General features: G+C 71.3%; 18 protein-coding genes and 1 pseudogene. 13 read left to right on the forward strand and 6 right to left on the reverse strand.

Annotation, left to right across the window (positions count from 1 at the left end; all coding sequences use genetic code 11):
* Positions 1 to 21 precede the first annotated feature (21 nt).
* Positions 22 to 901: pseudogene (locus ACTMTB_RS21965) on the forward strand (IS5 family transposase).
* Between the two features lie 10 nt (positions 902 to 911).
* Here the strand turns inward: ACTMTB_RS21965 and ACTMTB_RS21970 are convergent.
* Positions 912 to 1,376: a nitroreductase/quinone reductase family protein gene (locus ACTMTB_RS21970; protein WP_441148152.1), complete on the reverse strand. Its 465-nt coding sequence runs from the start codon at positions 1,374 to 1,376 to the stop codon at positions 912 to 914.
* Between the two features lie 124 nt (positions 1,377 to 1,500).
* Between ACTMTB_RS21970 and ACTMTB_RS21975 the strand changes: the two genes are divergently transcribed.
* Complete coding sequence (locus ACTMTB_RS21975; RefSeq protein WP_441148153.1) at positions 1,501 to 2,748, forward strand: hypothetical protein; 1,248 nt, start codon at positions 1,501 to 1,503, stop codon at positions 2,746 to 2,748.
* 73 nt (positions 2,749 to 2,821) lie between these two features.
* Here ACTMTB_RS21975 and ACTMTB_RS21980 read toward each other — a convergent pair whose 3' ends face one another.
* The gene (locus ACTMTB_RS21980; protein WP_441148154.1) at positions 2,822 to 3,655 is read right to left on the reverse strand and encodes an alpha/beta fold hydrolase; all 834 of its coding nucleotides are present in this window, start codon (positions 3,653 to 3,655) and stop codon (positions 2,822 to 2,824) included.
* A 71-nt stretch (positions 3,656 to 3,726) separates the two neighbouring features.
* On the opposite strand from ACTMTB_RS21980, the gene ACTMTB_RS21985 reads away from it, so the two are divergent.
* Positions 3,727 to 4,809 carry a sigma-70 family RNA polymerase sigma factor gene (locus ACTMTB_RS21985; protein WP_441148155.1) on the forward strand — a complete coding sequence of 361 codons (1,083 nt, stop codon included), beginning with the start codon at positions 3,727 to 3,729 and terminating at the stop codon, positions 4,807 to 4,809.
* A 270-nt stretch (positions 4,810 to 5,079) separates the two neighbouring features.
* On the forward strand, positions 5,080 to 6,453 hold the full coding sequence (locus tag ACTMTB_RS21990) for a glycosyl hydrolase family 18 protein (protein WP_441148156.1): 1,374 nt from the start codon (positions 5,080 to 5,082) through the stop codon (positions 6,451 to 6,453).
* A 157-nt stretch (positions 6,454 to 6,610) separates the two neighbouring features.
* Here ACTMTB_RS21990 and ACTMTB_RS21995 read toward each other — a convergent pair whose 3' ends face one another.
* Positions 6,611 to 7,189 carry a dienelactone hydrolase family protein gene (locus tag ACTMTB_RS21995; RefSeq protein ID WP_441148157.1) on the reverse strand — a complete coding sequence of 193 codons (579 nt, stop codon included), beginning with the start codon at positions 7,187 to 7,189 and terminating at the stop codon, positions 6,611 to 6,613.
* 153 nt (positions 7,190 to 7,342) lie between these two features.
* On the opposite strand from ACTMTB_RS21995, the gene ACTMTB_RS22000 reads away from it, so the two are divergent.
* The 5 genes from ACTMTB_RS22000 (at position 7,343) to ACTMTB_RS22020 (ending at position 11,347) form a co-directional block, all read left to right on the forward strand.
* A complete protein-coding gene (locus ACTMTB_RS22000; protein ID WP_441148158.1) occupies positions 7,343 to 8,083 on the forward strand; it encodes a class I SAM-dependent DNA methyltransferase in 741 nt (246 codons plus the stop codon).
* 49 nt (positions 8,084 to 8,132) lie between these two features.
* A complete protein-coding gene (locus ACTMTB_RS22005; protein ID WP_441148159.1) occupies positions 8,133 to 8,426 on the forward strand; it encodes a hypothetical protein in 294 nt (97 codons plus the stop codon).
* A 54-nt stretch (positions 8,427 to 8,480) separates the two neighbouring features.
* A complete protein-coding gene (locus tag ACTMTB_RS22010) occupies positions 8,481 to 8,984 on the forward strand; it encodes an O-acetyl-ADP-ribose deacetylase (RefSeq protein WP_441148160.1) in 504 nt (167 codons plus the stop codon).
* Between the two features lie 368 nt (positions 8,985 to 9,352).
* The gene (locus ACTMTB_RS22015) at positions 9,353 to 10,561 is read left to right on the forward strand and encodes a low temperature requirement protein A (protein WP_441148161.1); all 1,209 of its coding nucleotides are present in this window, start codon (positions 9,353 to 9,355) and stop codon (positions 10,559 to 10,561) included.
* Positions 10,562 to 10,705: 144 nt separating this feature from the next.
* Positions 10,706 to 11,347 carry a GNAT family N-acetyltransferase gene (locus ACTMTB_RS22020; RefSeq protein ID WP_441148162.1) on the forward strand — a complete coding sequence of 214 codons (642 nt, stop codon included), beginning with the start codon at positions 10,706 to 10,708 and terminating at the stop codon, positions 11,345 to 11,347.
* Positions 11,348 to 11,380: 33 nt separating this feature from the next.
* Here ACTMTB_RS22020 and ACTMTB_RS22025 read toward each other — a convergent pair whose 3' ends face one another.
* Entirely contained in the window at positions 11,381 to 12,316 is a 936-nt protein-coding gene (locus ACTMTB_RS22025) for an RNA polymerase sigma-70 factor (protein WP_441148163.1), read from the reverse strand.
* A 171-nt stretch (positions 12,317 to 12,487) separates the two neighbouring features.
* Between ACTMTB_RS22025 and ACTMTB_RS22030 the strand changes: the two genes are divergently transcribed.
* Complete coding sequence (locus tag ACTMTB_RS22030; protein ID WP_441148164.1) at positions 12,488 to 12,973, forward strand: carboxymuconolactone decarboxylase family protein; 486 nt, start codon at positions 12,488 to 12,490, stop codon at positions 12,971 to 12,973.
* 98 nt (positions 12,974 to 13,071) lie between these two features.
* On the opposite strand, the gene ACTMTB_RS22035 is transcribed toward ACTMTB_RS22030, so the two are convergent.
* Positions 13,072 to 13,683 carry a TetR/AcrR family transcriptional regulator gene (locus ACTMTB_RS22035; RefSeq protein WP_441148165.1) on the reverse strand — a complete coding sequence of 204 codons (612 nt, stop codon included), beginning with the start codon at positions 13,681 to 13,683 and terminating at the stop codon, positions 13,072 to 13,074.
* A gap of 101 nt (positions 13,684 to 13,784) precedes the next feature.
* Between ACTMTB_RS22035 and ACTMTB_RS22040 the strand changes: the two genes are divergently transcribed.
* The 3 genes from ACTMTB_RS22040 (at position 13,785) to ACTMTB_RS22050 (ending at position 16,251) form a co-directional block, all read left to right on the forward strand.
* Complete coding sequence (locus ACTMTB_RS22040; RefSeq protein ID WP_441148166.1) at positions 13,785 to 14,582, forward strand: alpha/beta hydrolase; 798 nt, start codon at positions 13,785 to 13,787, stop codon at positions 14,580 to 14,582.
* 920 nt (positions 14,583 to 15,502) lie between these two features.
* Positions 15,503 to 15,934, forward strand: a complete 432-nt coding sequence (locus tag ACTMTB_RS22045; protein WP_441148167.1) for an FxLYD domain-containing protein — start codon at positions 15,503 to 15,505, stop codon at positions 15,932 to 15,934.
* An 11-nt stretch (positions 15,935 to 15,945) separates the two neighbouring features.
* Positions 15,946 to 16,251, forward strand: coding sequence for a tyrosine-type recombinase/integrase (locus ACTMTB_RS22050; protein WP_441148168.1), 306 nt, complete (start codon positions 15,946 to 15,948; stop codon positions 16,249 to 16,251).
* 43 nt (positions 16,252 to 16,294) lie between these two features.
* Here the strand turns inward: ACTMTB_RS22050 and metH are convergent, their stop codons facing one another.
* Positions 16,295 to 19,810, reverse strand: coding sequence for a methionine synthase (gene metH, locus ACTMTB_RS22055; RefSeq protein ID WP_441148169.1), 3,516 nt, complete (start codon positions 19,808 to 19,810; stop codon positions 16,295 to 16,297).
* Between the last annotated feature and the right edge of the window lie 72 nt (positions 19,811 to 19,882).

Consider the following 19,882-nt stretch of genomic DNA (forward strand, 5'->3'; position numbering starts at 1 on the left):
GAGCGTGTTTTAGATGGTCTGATGTGGACGGCGTGGCGGCATGACATCGGCGGTGGGGGCGGGCAGGTTGGCGCGGTGTCTGCTCGTCGTGGCTACCCCTCGGACCTGACCGACGCCCAGTGGGCTTTGATCGAGCCGCTGCTGCCGGAGGCGAACACAGACGGGCGGCGGGAGAAGCATCCTCGGCGGGAGATCGTCAACGCGATCCTGTACGTCGTCCGGTCTGGTTGCCCGTGGCGGTATCTGCCAGCGGATCTGCCGCCGTGGCAGACGGTGTACTGGTACTTCGCCCGGTGGGAGGACGTCGGCGTGACCGAGAAGCTCCTGCGTGCGTTGCGGATCAAGGCACGGGTGCAGCAGGGCCGTGACCCCGAACCGTCGGCGGGGATCATCGACTCCCAGAGCGTGAAGGGCGCCGACACCGTCGGCCGGGACAGCCGCGGCTACGACGCCGGAAAGAAGATCAACGGCCGGAAGCGGTTCATCGTCACCGACACCGCCGGCCTGCTGCTCACCGTGACCGTTTTGGCCGCGAGTTGGCAGGACCGTGACGGCGCCAAGACCGCCCTGCTCAGCGCCTACATGGCCACCCCGATCCGGCACGTCTTCGCCGACCAGGGCTTCGCCGGACGGCTCGTCGACTGGGCCCACAACATCCTCCGCACCACGCTGGAGATCGTCCGCAAGCCCGCCTACCAGCACGGGTTCCTCTCGCCGCTGGGTCGTGGAACGAACCCTGGCCTGGCTCACCGGCTGCCGCCGCCTGGCCCGCGACTACGAACGCCACCCAGAGGTCTCCGAAGCCATCATCCGCTGGACCGCCATCGCCGGCATCACCCGCCGGATCACCCGCGGTCACCCCGCCCGCCGTCAAGCTCGCCGCACCTTCACCTGGGCCTGATCAAGCCCTCTCAAACACGCTCTAAGGCACTGCTCGGGCCTTGGCGGCCCTCCCAGCGCGGGCCTTCACCCCGCCCTGAAGGGCGGAGCACTGGCCCGCACCCCGGGTAGCGGCGCAGGACCGGGGCGCGCCGGGCCACGTCGAACTCCCGCAGCAGCACGTGCTCCCGCCCGCCGTGGCGCAGCACCGCCCGCCCACCGGCCGCCCGTACGTTGCTTACCCAGTTGGCGTTCTCGCCGAGCATGGACACCAGGTAGCGGTCACCGTCGAGGTCGGCCACCACCACCGGCACGGCGATCCTCCGGCCGGTTTTCCGCCCGCGGACCTCCAGGGTGACCGCGCGGCGCGGGGCGAGCACCCCGGTGGCGAACTGGGCGGCGTCCACCCGGTTCATCACCCGGGCCAGCCGGCTGGAGCGGCCACCCGGGTACAGCCGGCGCTGGGCCTCGTACAGCAGCTCCACCACGCGACGCACATCCACCTCCTGCGGTCCCGACTCGGATCCGGCGTGGATTCAGTCTGCGCGCCGCCGAGGAATGTTGGTGCAGGCCGGATAATCCGGATGCCGCCACGGCGCGCAGGCGGCACACTCTCGCCCGATGAGCGACGGCGACGCGCACGGCTGGCACTACGCCCCGTCCAGAACCCTGGCCGGGGCGTTGCAACGCGGGTTGGGCCGTGGCGCGCACCGCGCCATGGTGGACCCGGCGGCCCCCGACCTGGTACGCGACTGCCTGCGCCACGACCGGCGGTTCTGGTGGGTGGTGGACGAGCGCGCCGTCTACCTGGCCCGCCTGGTCCGGGACCTCGCACTGCCGCTGGAGCCGATCCTGCGCGACTGGTACGACTCGCCCGACGAGGAGCACGACGACGACAACGCCTTCACCGGGACCCTCGAGGTTCTCGAGGTGCTCGGCCGGGCCGGCGTCGAGGAGGCGGTCGAGGGGGTGCGCCGGTACGTCCGGGAGGGGCCCCGGTGGAACGAGGCACTCACGGAGGTGGCGCGCACGTGGCCCGAGGCCTGGTGGGACGACCTGTACCCGGCGGTGATGCGCCGGCCGGACGCGCTGGCACAGGCCCGCGAGTGGCGGCGGTGCCTGCCCTGGCGGGCCTGGGCGGACCGCGACCCGCGCATCGCCGACGCGGCGCGCGACGACGGACCCCAGCGGCCGCACCGGCCCGGGCGGGATGAGCCGTCAGCGGTGCTGCTGGACATACTGCGCGACCGGGACCGCTCCGCCCAGTGGCGGATGGTCCTGCGCGAACTGGGCTTCCGCCCACCCGAGCCGGCCCTGCTCGACGTGGCGGAGGAGCTGGCCACCGCCGGGCTGGCCGGTCCGCTGAGCCGACCGCTGCTCGCCGTCGGCCCGCCGGCCCTGCCGGCCGCCCGCGCGTGGGTACGCGCCGACGCCCACCCGCTGACCTGGCCGGCCCTGCAACTGCTCGCCGCCCACGGGGACGCCGGCGACGTCCCGGCGCTGCTGTGCGGGCTGGACTGGTTGGACACGCACGACGACCGGTGCGGCTACGACCAACTCGTCGAGGGGCTGGCCCGGATCGGCGGGGCGCGGGCGCGCGAGGTCCTGCCCAGGCTGCGCCGGCTCTGGTTCAGCCCGCACTCCTACGAACGTGCCGCCTACCTGAGGGCGCAGGCGGTGCTGGACCCGGCCGGGGTGCACCGGCCCTTCGCCGAAGGCCTGTGGGACTGCGAGGCGGACGTGCGGCTGCTGTCGGCCCGGCGGGCGGTGCTCGACGGCACGGCCCGGGAACGGTTGCGCTACCTGCGCGACGACCCGATCGAGACGGCCGAGGTGCGGGCCGCGGCCGCCGAGCGCCTGGACGGGTGAGGCGGCCGGGTGAGGCGGCCGGGTGGCCGGTCGGTGAGCCGGCCGAGGACCGACCGGCCGACCGTGGCCGCCGTCAGTCCTCGGCGAGGACCTCCCGCAGGCGGGCGGCGAACCGCTCCGGGTCCTCCACGAAGCCGATGTGGCCACCGGGGAACATCGTCGGCGCGGTGCCGAGCGCCTCGGCCAGCGCCCGGGAGGTGAGGTCGCAGACCTGGCCGGTCGACTCCTCGCCCAGGCCGACGACGACCCGGGTGGGGCCGCCCCGCAGCGCGGTGACGTCCGGCTGGAACCGGGTCGTCCCACGGATCATGTGGACGTACTGGAAGTGCTCGTCGGCGGCGGCCTGCGGGGCGGGTTCGCCGCCGAACATGCCCTGGACCACCGGCTCGGGCAGGTCGATGTTCGCGTTGGCGAGGAACTGCCGCCCCGCGCCCAGCCGGTCCCCGGCCAGGTACGTCGCGATCATGGCGTCCTCCCGGGCGAAGCGGTCCTCGCGGTCGTCGAGCAGGCCGAGCAGCGGCGGCTCGTGCACGATGACGGTGTGCGCCCGCTCCGGGTGGGCCTGGGCGAGGGCGAGGACGGTCACCGCGCCGCCGCTGGAGCCGAGCACGGCGGCCGGGCCGGCGTCGAGGTGGGCGATCAGCCGGGCGACGTCGTCGGCGCGCAGTTGCGGGGTCGAGTCCTGGTGCGGGTCGTGCAACAGACTGCGATTGATGCCACGCGGGTCGGTGGTGAGCACCGTGTGATCGGTGGCCAGCAGGTCGGCCAGCGGCGCGAACGCCCCGGCGTCCATCGGGGCGGCGACCAGCGCCACCAGCGGCCCCCGTCCGCGTACCTCGTAGTGCAGTCGCCCGTCGGGGACCTCCAGGGTCGCGGTGCTGACAGGTGCGGTGGATGTGCTGCTCATCGAGTCCTCCCGGATCGTGGCGTGCGCGCGTTCAGAGTGCAGACTTCCGTCGTACGGCAGAATCGTCGCTCGTGAGGGCTGTTTCTCCGCGCGCCGCCGACGACGCCCGCGACGCCGGGCTGGACCGGGCGCGCGAGGGCGACCGGGCCGCGTTCGACGACCTGGTGGCGCCGCTGCGCCGGGAGCTGCACGCGCACTGCTACCGGATGCTCGGCTCCGCCCACGACGCCGACGACGCCCTGCAGGAGGCACTCCTGCGGGCGTGGCGCGGACTGCCGCGCTTCGAGGGACGCAGCTCGCTGCGCTCGTGGCTGTACACGGTGGCCACCCGCACTTGCCTGGACGCGGCGGCCGGTCGCGCCCGCCGGGCGCTCCCGGTGGACCTCGGCCCGGCCAGCGAACGGGCGGTGCTGGACAGCGCCCCGGCAGGCCACGTCGCGTGGCTGGGCCCCTACCCCGACGCCGGGCTCGCCGACGGTCCGGCCACCCCCGACGTACGCTACGAGCAGCGCGAGGCCGTCGAGCTGGCCTTCGTCGCGGCCCTGCAGCACCTGCCGGGCAACCAACGGGCGGCGCTGCTGCTCTTCGAGGTGCTGGGCTTCTCCGCCGCCGAGATCGCCACCATGATGCGCACCTCGGTCACCTCGGTGAACTCCGCGCTGGCGCGCGCCCGGCGGCTGGTGGCCGACCGGGTGCCGCCGGTCAGCCAGCAGCGGACCCTGCGCCGAGTCGACGACACCCGGCTGCGGGAGATCGTCACCGGCTACGCGACCGCCCTGGAGAACGGCGACACCGACGCGCTGGTCGCGCTGCTGACCGAGGACGTCACCTGGTCGATGCCGCCGCTGCCGCAGTGGTACCGGGGGCTGGCGGCGGTCAGCGACTTCGCCCGCGAGCTGCCGATGACCCGGTGCGGGAGCTGGCGTCACCGGACGACCAGCGCGAACGGGCAGCCGGCGGTGGCGTCGTACCTGCGCACCGAGGACGCCGGGGCGTACCTTCCCTGGTCGGTCAACGTGCTGACGCTGCGCGACGGGCGGATCGCCGGGATCACGTCCTTCCTGGGAGCCCAACACTTCCCCGGGTTCGGGCTGCCCGACGCGCTGCCACCGGTCAGCGGCGATCATCTTGCCCCCAGGTCAGCGCGCTGCTGACGAGCGGGGTATCTGTCACCACCGCGTCCTCGCGCACTTGCAAGTCCGCGCCTACTCGATGGGGTTGAGGAAGCCGAGCAGCCGCTCGGTGAGCAGCGTCCGAGGATCCACTCATCGACGAGCATGTTGACGCTTTTAGTTAATAGTCCTTAGGATTTGCCTGCCTCGAGGAGCCCGTCCCTGTCCTGCCGTACGCCCGTCCCGGCGGCTGTCCCACGCAGCGCCGGCCGGGGCGGCAGGATGTCCAACCCGCCCACCGGGAGGCCCTCGATGTCCTCACCACGTCCCCGCCGTCGCTTCGCCATGGCCGCCGGACTGCTCGCGCTGATCACTGGCGGCGCGGCCCTCACCGTGGCCCCGGTCGCGGCCGAAGCCGCGGTCCTGCCCAACAATTTCAAGAGCGTCGGCTACATGCCGTCCTGGGCCGGCAACGTCAACACGGTCCAGTACAGCAAGCTCACCCACATCAACTACGCATTCGTGCTGCCCAACAACGACGGCAGCCTGCGCCCGGTGGAGAACCCCAGCAAGCTCTCCTCGCTCGTGTCGCTCGGCCACGCCAACAACGTCAAGGTGTCGATCGCCATCGGTGGTTGGAACGACGGCAACGACTCCGCGTTCGAGGCGCTCGCCGCCAACTCCGGCACCCGCAACGCATTCGTCAGCAACGTCATCAGCTTCGTCAACCAGTACAACCTCGACGGCGTCGACGTGGACTGGGAGTACCCCGACCCGGGCGCCTCGGCCAACAACTACTCCCTGCTGATGCAGCAGCTCAGCAGCGCACTGCACAGCCGCGGGAAGCTCCTCACCGCCGCCGTGGTCGCGGAAGGCTACTACGTCGACGGCGTACCGACCGCGGTGTTCGGCTACGTCGACTGGCTGAACATCATGGCGTACGACGGCGGCAGCCCTCACGCCAACTACAACTGGTCGATCAGCAGCATGAACCTGTGGAAGTCGCGCGGCCTGCCCGCCAGCAAGGCGGTGCTCGGGGTGCCGTTCTACAGCCGGCCCGGCTACTACACCTATTCCGCGCTGGTCAGCATGGACCCGGCCAACGCCAATCGGGACTGCACGACCGTCGCAGGTGTGCAGGAGTGCTACAACGGCATCCCGACAATCAAGCGCAAGACCCAGTGGGCACTGGCCAACGCCGGCGGAATGATGAACTGGGAACTTTCCCAGGACACCACCGGCTCGACCTCGCTGGTCAGCGCAATCTACGACACCGTCATGGGCGGCACCACCCCGAGCGGACCGACCGGCCCGATCACCGGCATCGGCGGCAAGTGCGTCGACGTCGCCGCGGCCAACACGGCCAACGGCACCCCCATCCAGCTCTACACCTGCAACGGCACCGCCGCGCAGACCTGGACGGTGGCCACCAACGGCACGCTTCAAGCCCTGGGCAAGTGCGCCGACGTGACCAGCGGCTCCACCGCCAACGGAGCCAAGGTCCAGCTGTGGGACTGCAACGGCACCGGCGCCCAGATCTGGCAGGCACAGGCCAACGGCACGCTGCGCAATCCGCAATCGAACAAGTGCCTGGATGCCACCGACAACAGCTCCGCCAACGGCACCCGGCTGCAGATCTGGGACTGCTTCGGCGGCGCCAACCAGGTCTGGCGCCTGCCGGCCTGACCCACCGGCGGCCGCCGTTCGTGCCTGCCTGGCGCGGACGACGGCCGCGCACTCGCCGGCAGGACCAGACCCGACGGCATGCATTACGAAGCACTCAGAAACCAACTAGCCGGTGACCGGGGCGGCGCGGACGCGGCGTCCCGCAGGCAGCGCGGGCCTACCCCACGCGGCCGAGGAAGGCCAGCACCCGTTCGGTGAGCAGCGCGGCGGCCGGCTCGTCGTAGGAGGAGAGGCTGCGGTCGGCGAACAGGTGCTGCGGGCCCGGGTAGAGGAACAGCTCGGCGTCCGGGGCCGCCGCGACGAGGGCCTGGGCGGCGTCGAGGTCGCCCTCGTCGACGAAGAACTCGTCGGCGTCCATCCCGTGCACCTGCACCGGCACCCCGGCCGGCCACTCCCCGCCGAACTCGGAGGTCGGGATGCAGCTGTGGAACAGCAGTGCGCCCTTCACGCCCGGTCGGGTCTGGGCCAGCAGTTGCGCCGGCATGACCCCGAGCGAGAACCCCGCGTACACCAGCCCGGCGGGCAGCCCCTCGGCGGCGAGCCGGCCGCGCTCCAGGATGACGTCGAAGCCGACCTGCCGGCCGTAATCCAGACCCTGCTCCAGGGTCTCGAAGGTCTTCCCGTCGTAGAGGTCCGGGGTGTGCACGGTGTGCCCGTCCCCCCTCAGCCGGTCGGCGAAATCGTGGACGCCCGGTGTCAGCCCCTGCGCGTGATGGAACAACAGCACCTCAGCCATGCCACGTCCCTCTCTGTGGAATCTCCTCGTACGCGACGTGCAGGATGATGCCCGGCACGCCCGACATTCTCGCGAGCGGGCTGATGGCGCACCTGGACCGCGTGACCGGTAAATGGCAGGCCTCCGCGCGGACCTCGGCGGTACGGTCCGGCAATGGACGACGCGGACGGGTACTTCGGCGAAGCGGTGGCGGCGACCTACGACGACCCGACGACGGAGGAGTTCGACCCGGCGGTCGTGGCTAGCACGGTCGACGTGCTGGCCGACCTCGCCGGTGCCGGCCGGGCCCTGGAGCTGGGCATCGGGACCGGACGCGTCGCGCTGCCGCTGGCCGCCCGCGGCGTGCCGGTACACGGCATCGACCTGTCCCGGGCGATGGTCGACCGGCTGCGCGCCAAGCCCGGCGGCGACGCGATCGGCCTGACGATCGGCGACTTCGCCACCACCCGGGTGGACGGGACCTTCTCCGTGGCGTACCTGGTCTTCAACACGATCATGAACCTGACCAGCCAGGAGGCCCAGGTGGCCTGCTTCCGCAACGCTGCCGTGCACCTGGCCCCCGGTGGCTGCTTCGTGATCGAGGTACTGGTCCCCGAGTTGCGCCGGCTCCCGGCCGGCCAGAACGTGGTGCCCTTCCACGTCTCCCCGACCGAATGGTCGTACGACGTCTACGACGTCGCCACCCAGGCGACCAGCTCCAACTACGTCCGCATCGTGGACGGTCGCGGGGAGTACCGGTCGATCCCCTTCCGGTACGTGTGGCCGGCGGAACTCGACCTGATGGCCCAGCTCGCCGGGCTGCGGCTGCGGGACCGCTGGGACGGATGGAACCGGGCGCCGTTCACCAGCGAGAGCCGCCAGCACGTCTCGGTCTGGGAGAAGCCCGCCGACTGAGCGCTGTGCGATCCTGACGGACACCTGTCCGGGTGAGAGCGGAGATCTGATGGCGACCCTGATCCTCGGCCGACCGCCGTACGACTCGGCCCTGCTGCGGCGGATCCGGGTGACGGTGGACGGACGCCGGGTTGCCGGGCTCCGGCCGGGCCGCTCGGCGAGCGTGACCGTGCAGCCCGGTCAGCACGTCGTCCAGGCGAGCCTGGACTGGACGCGCAGCGAGGCGCTGACCGTCGGAGTGGGTGACGACGAGACGGTGGCGCTGGAGGTGTCGTGCCCGGTCCGCGCCTACTGGCAGACCTGGGCGGCACCGTCGCGAGCGTTGGACATCCGGCGCGTCTGAGCTGGACGGCGTCGGACCACCAGCCGCATGCCGTCGGCGGTGACATGATGGGGCATGCCCGCGATCGAAGTGGTGCTCGGTGACATCACCGCCGAGGACGTCGACGCCATCGTCACCGCGGCCAACGAATCGCTGCTGGGCGGCGGCGGTGTGGACGGGGCGATCCACCGCGCGGCCGGACCGCGACTGGCCCGGGCGGGTGCCGCGCTGGCGCCCTGCGACGCCGGCGACGCGGTCGCCACACCGGCGTTCGACCTCGACCCACCGGTGCGCCACGTCATCCACACCGTCGGCCCGGTGTGGGAGGGCGGCGGCCACGGCGAGGCCGACACCCTGGCCTCGTGCTACCGGCGCAGCCTCGCCGTCGCCGACGAGGTCGGCGCCGGCAGCGTCGCCTTCCCCGCCATCGCCACCGGCGTGTACGGGTTCCCGCCCGAGCAGGCGGCGACGATCGCGATCTCGACCATCCGGGCCACGCCGACCCAGGTCGAGTGCGTCCGCCTGGTCGCCTTCGACGAAGCGACGTACCAGCTGTTGAACACGGCGGCGCGGGCGTGAACCGCGACCGGCGATGAGGTTGGCGGTCACGTCGGTCCGCTGAGAAACGGCGCGTCGTCGTGACGAGGCCGTCCGGGCTCGCTGAGTGCTGCGGGCCTCGCGTACGCAGTTCGACAATCGCCGGTCGCCCGACCTCGCGCCGACTAGCGTTGAGCGGGGCGGTGTGAAGCCACGCGAAAGCACCCGCCCCTGCCCTGTCGCGTACCCGGGAGGGCCAGGTCGGCCAACGGACCTGGACGTTCCCTCCGGCGCCCGAGCTGCGCGACGCGGCTGTCAGTTGTCCCGGCGCCGAGGGTCGGCGACACCCGGGGATCAGTCCGAGATCCGAGAGGGCGGCCCGGCGTCGCGAGATCGAGAAGGCCGAAGTGATGGATGGCGGACGCCGGCTGATAACCCGGGTGCCGGGCGGGGCCCAGCGGACCGATCTGCTGGAGCTCTTCTTCGACCTCGCGGCCATCGCCACCCTGATCCTGACCTCGGAGAAGATGGCGACCGAGCAGAGCTGGACGGCCATCGCCCAGGCACTGCTCGCCCTGTCGACGCTCTGGGCGGTCTGGGTGACCACCACGTCGTTCACCGACCTCTACAGCCCGCAGGCGCGAGCCGTGCAGCTCGTGATCCTGGGCATCATGTTCGGCGGCATGCTGATGTCCGCCGCCCTGCCGACCGCGTTCGACAACCACGGCCTGGTGTTCGGCGCCACCTGGGCCGGGATCAACTGGGGTCGGGCGTTGGTGGTCATCCCGTCGCTGCGGGGCCGGCCGGAGCAGCAACGCTCGAAGCGGGTCCTGCTCTGGACCACGGTGTCCGGGACCCTGTGGATCATCGGCGGCCTGGTCGCCTCCCCCGGTATCCGTCTCGCCGTGTGGCTGGCCGCGTTGACCGTGGACTACCTCGGTTTCGGCCTGCGGTTCCCGATCCCCGGCCGACCGCCACTGCCCAGGTACGACGTGGTGCCGGAGCACCTGGCCGAGCGGTACCAGCAGATCTACGTCCTCACCCTGGGCGAGCTCATCCTGGTCACCGTCCTCACCCTGAGCGACAGGCCGTTCAGCGTCGACCGGATCACCGCGTTCGCCACCGCGTTCGTCGCGGCGGTACTGCTGTGGTGGAGCTACGCCCGGGGAGCCGGCGCCAGGCTGAGTACCGCCATCGAGCGGTCCCCGCACCGGGAAAGGCTCGTCCAGACCAACCCGTACGTCCACTGGCTCATGGTGGTGGGCGTGGTCGGCATCGCCGCCGGATTCATGCGGATCATCGACCATCCCACGGAGCGGCCGCACGACACCATGACCGCGCTCATCCTGGGCGGCACGGCGCTGTTCCTGGTCGGGCGGGCCACCCTCGACCACGAGGTCCTCGGACGCATCCCGCTCTCGCACGTGGTCGGTGTCGTCGTCGCCGTCGCCCTCGCGCCGGCCGCTCCGCACCTGTCGAACCTGGTCCTGGGCTTCGGCGCCATCATCGTCCTGCTGGGAGTCGCGGCGGTGGAGTTCGTTCGACGGCAGCGCTCGGACGGGTCTGCGGCCACGGATGAGGGCGAACGCCGGCCATACCGCCCGGAGGACCGACCCTGACGTCGGTGGACGTTATCCCCTGGCTCGCTGACCGCGCTCTGCTCCTGGGGCGGCCGAGCGAGCCGGCCATCCGCTTTCTGCCGGGGCCAGTGCGTCGATGTATCTCGGTTGCCCGGACGAATCTTGACCGACAGGATGCGGAATATGCTCGCCGACCTGTGGCCACTCTACGGTCTCACCATCGTCACACCGCACCTGCAGCTGCGCCTGCCACGCGAGGAGGAACTGGCTGAGCTCGCCGATCTCGCCGGCCAGGGCGTGCATCGTCCCGGCGAGCGGCCGTTCCTGACCCCGTGGACCGACGGCAGCTATGCGGACCGGGCGCGGTTCGTCCTGCAGGGACACTGGGACCAGCTTGCCTCCTGGGACGTGGCAGCGTGGCAGCTCGGGATGGGCGTCTTCCGGGCGGGCCAGCCGATCGGAAAGGTCACGCTTCGCGCACGGGACTTCCCGGTCGTCAGACAGGTGACGACCTCGGCCTGGCTCGGCATGGATCATCAGGGCAGAGGCTATGGAACGGAAGCGAGAGCCGGACTGCTCACCCTTGCTTTCGATCATCTCGGCGCCACCGCCGCACTGACCGAGGTGTTCCAGGACAACCACTCCTCGCAGGGTGTATCGCGCAAACTCGGCTACGAGCACGACGGGATCTCGGTCGATGCGCGCGACGGTGAGGCTGTCGTCTCCGACCGCCTGCGGCTGACCCTGCAGCGGTGGCGCCAGCACAAGCTGCCGGCCGTGACGGTGGACGGCATGGACGCCTGCCGAGCCTCGTTCGGCCTCTGATCCGGCAGCCGGATCTGCCGCCGACGGCACGCCTCAGCGGCGCAGGGCGGTCTCCCGCAGCATGTGCGACAACTTCTCGGGATTGCGCACGGCGTAGAGCCCGGTGATGAGGCCGTCGTCGATACGGACCGCCACGACGGTGTCGAGCTCGCCGGCCTGCCAGAAAATCAGCGCCGGGTAGCCGTTGACCTGTGCCGGCCGCAGCGACGCGGTGTCGGCAAGCCTGCCCAGCCCGGCAACCAGCAGGCGGGCCACCTTGTCGGCCCCCACCACGGGCCGCGGGACGGCCTGCTTGACTCCGCCACCGTCACCCACGAGTACGACATCCGGTGCGAGGATGTCGAGCAGGCTCTGCAGATCGCCCGTCTCGGCCGCCCGCCGGAACGCCTCGAGCGCGTCTCGGGTCTCGGCCGCGGAAACGGCCCCGCGCGGCCGGCGCGCCGCGACGTGTGCCCGTGCCCGGTGCGCGATCTGGCGGACCGCGGCCTGGCTCCTGTCGACGGCTTCGGCGATCTCGTCGTACCCGACGTCGAACACCTCGCGCAGCACGAACACCGCCCGCTCGGTCGGCGTGAGCGTCTCCAGCACCAGCAGCATCGCCATCGAGACGCTGTCGGCCAACTCGACGTCCTCGGCCACGTCGGGCGTGGTGAGCAGCGGCTCGGGGAGCCAGGAACCGACGTAGGACTCCCTGCGGCGGCCGAGCGCACGCAGCCGGGCGAGCGCCTGGCGGGTGGTGATCCGGACCAGGTAGGCACGCTGATCCCGCACCGCGCCCAGATCGACGCCCGCCCACCGCAACCAGGTCTCCTGCAGCACGTCCTCCGCGTCGGCGGCCGAGCCGAGCATCTCGTAGGCGACGGTGAAGAGCAGGTTGCGGTGGGCGAGGAACGCCTCGGTGGCGAGGTCCGGGCGCTCGTCGCGACCGCTGTCACGATCGTCGGGTGCGTTCTGCGACGTGCCGACCATGGGTGACTCCTGTTCACTCGCGACTGTGTCACCCACCAGATGCCGGGCCCCGCCGTCGTGTGACACCGAGACCTCGTTGTGGTGGGCGTCACGTAACCACACCTGTCACAGGGATCTGATCGCCGGCATCTCGTGTTCGTCCAGTGCCACACCACGAGGAAGGGCGGAATCATGGACGCTCGATTCAACATGCTCGACAACGAGATCGCCGTCAAATTCTTCAAGCGGTTCGCCAACGCCAGCCTGGTGATCCATCAGTCGCCGCTGCCGAAGTCCACGCAGGAGCTGGTGTCGCTGCGCGCCAGCCAGATCAACGGCTGCGGCTGGTGCATCGACATGCACACCAAGGAGGCCTCGGCCGCCGGTGAGACCCCGGTCCGACTCCACCTGGTCGCCGCCTGGCGCGAGTCCACCGTATTCACCGAGGCCGAGCGGGCCGCGCTGGCGCTCGCCGAGGAGGGCACCCGGCTCGCCGACGCCCACCACGGCGTGTCCGACGAGACCTGGGCACAGGTGCGCAAGCACTACGACGACGACCAGATCGCCGCGCTGGTCTCCCTGGTCGCCGTGATCAACGCGGCCAACCGGCTCGCGGTGATCGTGCACCAGCAGGGGGGTTCCTACGAGCCCGGCATGTTCGCGGCCGTCTTCAACTGATCGGCGGACGAATCCGGCCCGGCCCGGGATCATTCGATCCTGGGCCGGGCCCGTGCATCGCCCTGGGTGACCTCACCGCCGGCTGAGCGCCGGTCCGGTCACCCCTCCCGGTAGCCGACGATCGCCCGGCCGGCACCGAGCAGCGCGGCGGCGACGCGCTGCCGGTCGTCGAGGTACGCCGCGGTCATTGCACCGTCGCGCAGCATCATCAGCTGCTGGGCGGCCAGCTCCGGATCCGGATGGTGCAGCTCGGTCAGCAGCTCGGCCATCTGGCCGGTGAACCACGCCCGCTGCTCGGCGACGACGTGCCGGACCGGGTGGTCGGGGTCGGCGTACTCGGCGGCGGCGTTGACGTAGGGGCAGCCCCGGAAGCCGGGCGATCGGCCCTCCGCGATGAGGGCGTCGACGATGGCGCTCAGCACCGCCCGGGGATCGCCGGGCAGTGCCCTGCGCGCCTCGGCCAGCGCCTCCCGCTCGCGCTGTGAGCGGACGGACAGGTACGTGGCGATCAGGTCGTCCTTGGCGGGGAAGTGCCGGTAGAAGGTGACCCGGGTGACCTGCGCCTCGGCGATCACCCGCTCCACCCCCACCGCGCGGATGCCCTCCTGGTAGAAGAGCCGGTCAGCGGCGGCCAGGATGCGCTCGCGGGCGGCCGACGGCCTGCCGCCGGACGCCCGGCTGGTGGCCCGAGAGTCGGCTGCGTCACCCATCCGCTGCTCCTCCTTGCCGGTCGTTCGAAGCTCGGTGTACGTTCCCAGCCTAGCAGATAGAACGTTCCTTCTACTTGATGCGTCACGAGGAGTGAGCAGGCATGAGCGGCACCGCTGTTCCCGTCGTCTTCGTCCACGGCCTCTGGTTGCACTCGACCAGTTGGCAACCGTGGGTCGATCTGTTCCGCGAGGCCGGCTACGCCCCCGTCGCGCCCGAGTGGCCGGGCATCCCGGACACCGTGGCCGAGGCGCGCGCCGTACCCGAGCGCTACGGCGACCACGGCGTCACCGACGTCACCGACCACTTCGCGGAGATCATCCGAGGTCTGCCCAGCAAGCCCGTGGTGATCGGTCACTCGTTCGGCGGCCTGATCGCCCAGCAGTTGCTGGGGCGGGGCCTGGCCCGCGCCGCCATCGCCCTCGACCCCGCCCCGGCCAAGGGCGTCCTCGCGCTGCCGCTCTCGGCGCTGCGGGTGGCGTCGGTGGCGGTGCGCAACCCGGCCAACCGGCGGCGGGCGGTGGCCCTGACTCCCGCCCAGTTCCGGTACGGCTTCGGCAACGCGCTCACCGAGCGCGAGTCGGCCGAACTCTACGAGAGGTGGACCATCCCCACCCCGGGCCGCCCGCTCTTCGAGGCCGCCCTGGCCAACCTCGTGGGCACCGCGACCAGGATCGACACGGCCGACCAGGGGCGAGGTCCGCTGCTGCTGACCGCCGGCGGCCGGGACCGCACCGTACCGCCGGCCATCGTCGAGGGGACGGCCCGGTTGTACCGGAAGTCCCCGGCGGTGACCGACGTGGTCCGGTTCCCCGACCGTGGACACACGCTGACCATCGACCAGGGTTGGCGCGAGGTCGCGCAGACCAGCCTCGACTGGCTGCACCGGCAGGGGCTCTGACCGGTTGGAACGGGGTGGGCGGCGCGGCCGGCGCCCACCCCGGCCCGGTCACGACAACGGCCTGCCCGCCCGCACCGACTACTTGGCGTTGGAGAGATCCCGACGAGTCCGCGACCTGCGAAAACGTCGGGCTCTCGCTGCTGAGCTGCGTAAATAGACGCTCGTACATTCCCGTTGCTTCACGGGTTTTCTCGGTGGCCTGTGCCCAAAATGTGCCCACGCCGGACTTGGTAATCGCACCCCCGACGGCGCTTATCGGAGTCGATCGGTGGACGGTGCCGGGTGACCTTCGCCGGGTCGGCGGATCGTCCACTGGCCGAACGCGCGGCCAGACTCGTACACCCTCTCCAGCTCGGCGCGGGCGGTCTGCTCGTCGGGATGCTCGGCCCGCTGCGTCGGGGTGTCCGCCGGGGTTCAGCAGGACATCCCAGATCCCCGACCCGTCCATTCGCTGTTCAAGGCGCACCAACGCCAGCGGGCGGTCGGGGTCGTCGCCGTGCAGCAGCCCCGACTCGCGTAGCTGTGGCTGACCTGGCATGCCGTCACACTAGGTGCTCGCGCGGGTGGTCATGTCGTAGAAGCTCGGCCCGCAGCAGGCGGCCACCACCAGCACCACAGCGCCGATCAGGGTGAGGATCTTGTCCTTGGTCAACCAGGACGGACACATCTACCTGCCCAGTAGTGCTGATTGCCCTGCACGCGGCCGTCGCCATCTAAGCTACTCAAAGTACGGTGCTCGAATGACCCACGGTCCCTTGGATCCGTCGCAGCCGCCGACTCAGCCAGTGCAGCCGATGAGCCCATACCCGCCGCCGCAGTACACCCCCACTTCCGGCGGCCCGCCGGTATACCCGCCGAGTGGGCCGCCTCAGTACGGTCCAACGACCGGCGGGCCGCCGCCGTACCCACCAGCCGGGCCGATGCCCTTCTATCCCGCGCCTGTCCCGCCGAAGAGGAAGAGTTTCTGGTCTTCCACGGGCGGGATCCTGACCATCGTCTTCGGCTCGCTCGCACTGGTGGTCGTGGTCGTGCTGTGCACGCCCTTGGTCTTGCTCGCGGTGATCGGGGACAGGGGGGACAGGGCCGCCGTCTCCAAGATGGAGGTTCGGGTCACCTCGTGCGAGGTGTTCGGCTCGGTCGCGAAGGTTGGGTTCTCCGTGAAGAACATCGGGGACCAGACTCGCAGCGCCACCCTCAAGATTGAGTATCGGGACTCGGCTGGCGCCCGTCTGGACACGACAACGTCGTACGTGCGAAACGTGGCGCCGGGAGACACGGTGCGCGGCGAAGAGTCGACCATTTTGGATGTCCCGACGACGTCCGGACGCTGCAAGATCGTCGAGGTGAGCTGACCCCAACGATCGTGCACGAGGCAGGCGCGCCGCTGCACCGCAATCGGTTCAATAAGGACGTGTGGCTGCCCGCCCGGACCGCCGCCGGGCTGCCCGAGGCGACGTGCCACGACCTGCGGCACTTCTACGCCAGCGCGCTAATCGGTGCCGGTCACAGCCCGAAGGTAGTGGCCGACCGGCTGGGGCACTCCGACCCGGCGATGACGCTGCGGGTGTACTCGCACCTCTGGCCTGAGGACGACGACCGGACCCGGCAGGCGATTGACGACGTCTTCCGGCGCGATGTGCCCACGGTGCGCCCAAGCGTCGGGGCGTGATTTGCATTTCCGCAGGTCAGAGGCCAACTCCAGCCACCTGAGGCTATTTGGCGTTGAAGTAGTTCGCCTCCGGGTGGTGCACCACGATCGCGTCCGTCGCCTGCTCCGGCACCAGCTGGAACTCCTCGGACAGCTGCACCCCGATCCGCTCCGCGCCCAGCAGGTCCACGATCTTCGCCCGGTCCTCCAGGTCCGGGCAGGCCGGGTAGCCGAACGCGTACCGGCAGCCCCGGTAGTCGGTGCGCAGCAGGCCGGCCAGGTCGGCCGGGTCGTCGTCGGCGACGGTACGGCCGCCGGGCAGGGTCAGCTCCGCGCGCACCCGCCGGTGCCAGTACTCGGCGAGCGCCTCGGTGAGCTGCACGGACAGGCCGTGCACCTCCAGGTAGTCGCGGTACTCGTTGCCGGCGAACATCTTCGCGGTGTACTCGCTGATCGGCTGCCCGACGGTGACCAGTTGCAACGCCACCACGTCCAGCTGGTCGCCCTTCGGGCGGAAGAAGTCGGCCAGGCAGAGCCGGCGCTCCTGCCGCTGGCGGGGGAAGGAGAACCGGGCCCGCTCGACGCTGCCGTTCTCGTCGAGCACCACCAGGTCGTTGCCCTCGGCGTACGCGGGGAAGTAGCCGTACACCACCGCCGCCTCGAGGACCTTGTCGGCGATCAGCCGGTCCAGCCAGTAGCGCAGCCGGGGCCGACCCTCGGTCTCCACCAGCTCCTCGTACGACGGGCCCTGGCCGCCCCGGGCGCCGCGCAGCCCCCACTGCCCGAGGAAGGTGGCCCGCTCGTCGAGCAGCGCCGCGTAGTCGGCCAGCGGCACTCCCTTGACCACCCGGGTGCCGAAGAACGGCGGGGTGGGCACCTCCACGTCGGTGGCCACGTCGGAGCGGACCGAGGCGTCGTGCAGCTCGGGCAGCGCCTCGGTGACCATGGTGCGCTGCCGCTCCCGGCGGGCCCGCCGGGCGGCCAGGGCGGCCTCCCGCTCCGGGTCGACGACCGGCGCGCCACCGCGCTTGGCGGTCATCACCCGGTCCATCAGGGACAGCCCCTCGAAGGCGTCGCGGGCGTAGTGCACCTGGCCGGGGAACATCGACCGCAGGTCGTCCTCGACGTACGCGCGGGTGAGCGCGGCCCCGCCGAGCAGCACCGGCCAGCGTTCGGCCACCCCTCGGGAGGCCATCTCGGCCAGGTTCTCCTTCATGATGACGGTGCTCTTGACCAGCAGGCCGGACATCCCGATCGCGTCGGCCCGGTGCTCCTCGGCGGCGTCCAGGATCGCGGTGATCGGCTGCTTGATGCCGATGTTGACGACCTCGTAGCCGTTGTTGGACAGGATGATGTCGACCAGGTTCTTGCCGATGTCGTGGACGTCGCCCCGGACGGTGGCGAGGACGATGCGGCCCTTGCCGCCGTCCTCGGCCGTCTCCATGTGCGGCTCCAGGTAGGCCACCGCGGTCTTCATCACCTCGGCGGACTGCAACACGAACGGCAGCTGCATCTGCCCCGAGCCGAACAGCTCGCCGACGACCTTCATGCCGTCGAGCAGCAGGTCGTTGATGATCGACAGCGGCGAGCGGCCGCCGGCCATCGCCGCGTCCAGGTCGGCCTCCAGGCCGTTGCGCTCGCCGTCGATGATCCGCCGCTTGAGTCGCTCGTCCAGCGGCAGCGCGGCCAGCTCCTCGGCCCGCCCGGCCCGCGCCGACGCCGCGTCGACACCCTCGAACGCCTCGATGAACCGCTGCACCGGGTCGTACCCCTCGCGGCGCCGGTCGTAGATCAGGTCCAGCGCCACCTCCCGCTGCTCGTCGGGGATCCGGCTGATCGGCAGGATCTTGCTGGCGTGCACGATGGCGCTGGTCAGGCCGGCCTGCTGGCACTCGTGCAGGAACACCGAGTTGAGCACCTGCCGGGCCGCCGGGTTGAGCCCGAACGAGACGTTGGAGATGCCGAGGGTGAAGTTGACGCCGGGGTAGCGGCGGGAGATCTCCCGGATCGCCTCGATCGTCTCGATGCCGTCGCGCCGGGTCTCCTCCTGCCCGGTGGCGATCGGGAAGGTCAGCGCGTCGATCAGGATGTCGGAGCGGTCCATCCCCCACCGTCCGGTGAGGTCCTCGATCAGGCGGCCCGCGACCCGGACCTTCCACTCGGCGGTCCGCGCCTGCCCCTCCTCGTCGATCAGCAGCGCCACCACGGCGGCGCCGTGCTCCTTGACGACCGGCATCACCCGGGCGTAGCGGGACTCCGGCCCGTCACCGTCCTCGAAGTTCACCGAGTTGACCACGCACCGGCCGCCGAGCATCTCCAGCCCCGCCTCGATCACCGCCGGCTCGGTGGAGTCCAGCATGATCGGCAGCGTGGAGGCGGTGGCGAAACGTGCGGCCAGCTCGCGCATGTCCTGGGTGCCGTCCCGGCCGACGTAGTCGACGCAGAGGTCCAGCAGGTGCGAGCCGTCCCGGGCCTGGCTGCGGGCGATCTCCACACAGGCCTGCCAGTCGGCGGCGAGCATCGCATCGCGGAACGCCTTGGAACCGTTGGCGTTGGTCCGCTCCCCCACCATCAGCACCGAGGCGTCCTGCGCGAACGGCACCGGGTGGTAGATCGAGGAGACGCCGGCCTCGTGCCGCGGCTGGCGCGGCACCGGGGTCGTGCCGTGCAGCCGCTCGGCCAGCACCCGGATGTGCTCCGGCGTGGTGCCGCAGCAGCCGCCGACCAGCGCCACGCCGTACTCGGCGACGAACCGCTCCAGCGCGTCGGCCAGCTCCACCGGGGTCAGCGGGAAGTACGCCCCGTCCGCCGTCAGCACCGGCAGGCCGGCGTTCGGCATCACCGACAGCGGGGTGCGCGAGTGCTGGGACAGGTAGCGCAGGTGCTCGCCCATCTCGGCCGGGCCGGTCGAGCAGTTCAGCCCGATCAGGTCCACGCCCAGCGGCTCGATGGCCGCCAGCGCCGCCCCGATCTCGCTGCCCACCAGCATGGTGCCGGTGGTCTCCACCGCCACGTGGCAGATGATCGGCACCTTCCGGCCCAGCTCGGCCATCGCCCGGTGGCAGCCGACCACCGCCGCCTTGACCTGGAGCAGGTCCTGGCAGGTCTCCACGATCAGCGCGTCCGAGCCGCCCTCGATCAGGCCGGCGGCGTTCTCCTGGTACGCGTCGCGCAGCGTCGCGTACGCGGTGTGCCCGAGGGTGGGCAGCTTGGTGCCCGGCCCGATCGACCCGAGCACGAACCGGGGCCGCTCCCCGGTGGCGTACGCGTCGGCGGCCTCCCGGGCGAGACGCGCGCCGGCCGCGGAGAGCTCCCGGATCCGCTCCGGGATGTCGTACTCGGCGAGGTTGGCGAGGTTGGCGCCGAAGGTGTTGGTCTCCACGCAGTCGGCCCCGGCGGCCAGGTACGCCTCGTGCACGCCACGCACCACGTCGGGGCGGGTGATGTTGAGGATCTCGTTGCACCCTTCCAGGCCCTCGAAGTCGTCGAGGGTCAGGTCAGCGGCATGCAACATCGTCCCCATCGCCCCGTCGGCGACGAGGATCCGGTCGGCCAGCACATCCAGCAACGAAGTCCGCACGGGTTCAGGTTAATGCGACGATGCGCCCGTCGGTCCACAGCCGTAGCCGGTCCCACATTCTGCCAGCGGGAA

Origin of the sequence: Micromonospora sp. L32 (assembly GCF_052068055.1) — a bacterium.
GTDB lineage: Bacteria > Actinomycetota > Actinomycetes > Mycobacteriales > Micromonosporaceae > Micromonospora > Micromonospora purpureochromogenes.